Annotated in this window: 1 protein-coding gene; it reads left to right on the top strand. The window is 36.6% G+C overall.

What is annotated here, in order from left to right; translation table 11 throughout:
- Positions 1-2427, top strand: a 2427-nt coding sequence (locus tag PL77_RS31260; protein ID WP_172665975.1) for a tail fiber domain-containing protein, incomplete at its 5' end; no start/stop codon positions are given.
- Positions 2428-2587 lie beyond the last annotated feature (160 nt).

Below are 2587 nucleotides of genomic sequence, written 5' to 3'. Positions count from 1 at the left end.
TGGTTATTATCGTTGCAGGGCGAAGACGGTGTAGATGCTTATACTTTAGCTCAGGAGTCTGGCTTTAAAGGTACAAAAGAAGAATGGTTGGCATCCTTACAAGGTTCAGATGGTCAGTCGGCTTATGATTTGGCTTTTAAATCAGGTTTTGAGGGCACTGAGTCGGAGTGGTTATTATCGTTGCAGGGCGAAGACGGTGTAGATGCTTATACTTTAGCTCAGGAGTCTGGCTTTAAAGGTACAAAAGAAGAATGGTTGGCATCCTTACAAGGTTCAGATGGTCAGTCGGCTTATGATTTGGCTTTTAAATCAGGTTTTGAGGGCACTGAGTCGGAGTGGTTATTATCGTTGCAGGGCGAAGACGGTGTAGATGCTTATACTTTAGCTCAGGAGTCTGGCTTTAAAGGTACAAAAGAAGAATGGTTGGCATCCTTACAAGGTTCAGATGGTCAGTCGGCTTATGATTTGGCTTTTAAATCAGGTTTTGAGGGCACTGAGTCGGAGTGGTTATCGTCATTAAAAGGAGATCAAGGTAATACGGGGCTATCAGCTTATGATTTGGCCTTTAAATCAGGTTTTGAAGGTACTCAGGATGATTGGTTGAAGTCTCTAAAAGGAGATCAAGGTGATACAGGTTTAACGGGACCTACAGGACCTAAAGGTGCTGATGGACTATCAGCTTATCAAATCTGGCTAAATAGCGAAAATGAAGGAACTGAAGAAGATTTCCTACAAAGCTTAGAAGCTACAGATACCAATCTTTCAGAAAGTGAAGTCGATGCCTTTGTTTCTAATAATGGATATATTACAAACCCAGGAAGTGAGACTTCAGGTTATGTATTAAGTACAAATGGAAGTGGTACTTTTTCATGGACAAATAAAGATATTACTACCACAAATGGATTGACAAAATCAGGTAATAATGTACAATTAGGAGGTGCTTTAGTAGGAAATACTACAATAACAGCAGGAACTAATAATTTAAATGTTGATTTAAATAGCTCAGGTGATTTCAAAGTTGTTAATAGTACTTCTTCAAAAACAGTTCTTTTTGTTAATGGGAAAGATGTAGGGATTGGTACAGAAAACCCTGGTTCATCAGGTGGTACAAACTTACATATTCATGGTCATGGTTCTGATGCTTGGACAACTTATTCTACTGATGGATCTGATAAAAATTTATTGATTGGTCTGAATTCTGGTGGCTCAGCTGAATTTAGGAATGAAAATAACGCCAGTATGGTATTTAAAACAGATGGTAGTTCAAGGTTAAGAATACTTAGTAATGGAAAGGTTGGAATAGGAACAGATGATCCTAAAAATAAACTTGATGTAGAGGGAGGGATGGTAATTGGTAGTGGTTATTCAGGTACGAACACTGCTACTGATAATGGTTTACTTGTACAAGGTAGAACGGGTATTGGTACGGACAGTCCTAGGAATAAACTTGATGTTGAAGGAGGAATGGCAATTGGTAATGATTATTCAGGTAACAAAGATGCTCCTAGTGATGGTCTAATTGTACAAGGAAATACGGGTATTGGTACTACTTCACCTTCTACTAAGTTAGAGGTAAATACTAGTAATAATGGAGATACTCCTGGTTTTGAAATTGATAATTCAGGAAGTGGAGACATTGCCATGAGGTTTAGAGCACCTGAAGATGGCGGAAGTGACATCACAATGGGTATAGACGATAGTGACAACAATGATTTTAAGATTTCTGTTGGATCTAAACTTAATGATTCGGATAAACCAAGTCCTTTTGTACTAACACGAGACGGACGAGTGAGATTAGAACATCCGAGTACAAAAGAACCTAAAGATGGTTTTGCAATACAAAGAGGTTCAGCTGGTCGTCGATGGTATCTTTTTGTAAACGAAAATAATCACTTAGAATTTTTGGATAGAGAAGATGGTCAAAATAACCCTTCTCAAAATTTTGAATTCCAAACTGATGGTGATTTACGAATTAGAGGTAAATTTTCTGATAGTCAGTCATTTTCTGATAGAAGGTTAAAAGAAAATATAGACACCTTGAAAACCACTTTAGATGATATCATGCAACTAGGTGTATACTCTTACAACTATATTAAAGACGCCGATAGTATAAGACATTATGGTTTTATGGCACAAGAAGTAATGCAGTATTTTCCAGAAAATGTTTGGGTTGCAGATGATGAAGGACATTATGCTTTAAATTACAGACATATGGTACCTGTTTTAACTAAAGCTGTTCAAGAACAACAAGAGATGATTGAAGATCTTGAAAAACAGAATAGTGATTTGGAGCAAAAAATGAAAGATTTAGAAACGAAAGTGGAAGCAAATGCTCTTCAGAATGAAAAAGTGAATGATTTATTCTTAAAATTACAAGCAAGAATTCAAGAGCTTGAAAATGCAAACGCTAGTCTAGAACAAAAATAATAAAGCTTTGAAGTTTTACTAAAAAGCAGTTTTAATGATGAAAGGGGTATTGGCTATAATTTAAAAGCCAATACCCCTTTTTTGGTTCTATGGATTTACGACATTGTAAACTAAGTTTTCGACTGTTTGTGGTGTTTAGAAATCAGGAGATTTTTGATGA

The sequence above is a fragment of the Flammeovirga sp. OC4 genome (assembly GCF_000812565.1).
Taxonomy (GTDB): domain Bacteria; phylum Bacteroidota; class Bacteroidia; order Cytophagales; family Flammeovirgaceae; genus Flammeovirga.
The sequence above is the reverse complement of the archived record's forward strand: the minus strand, read 5'-3'. Positions and strand labels throughout refer to the sequence as shown.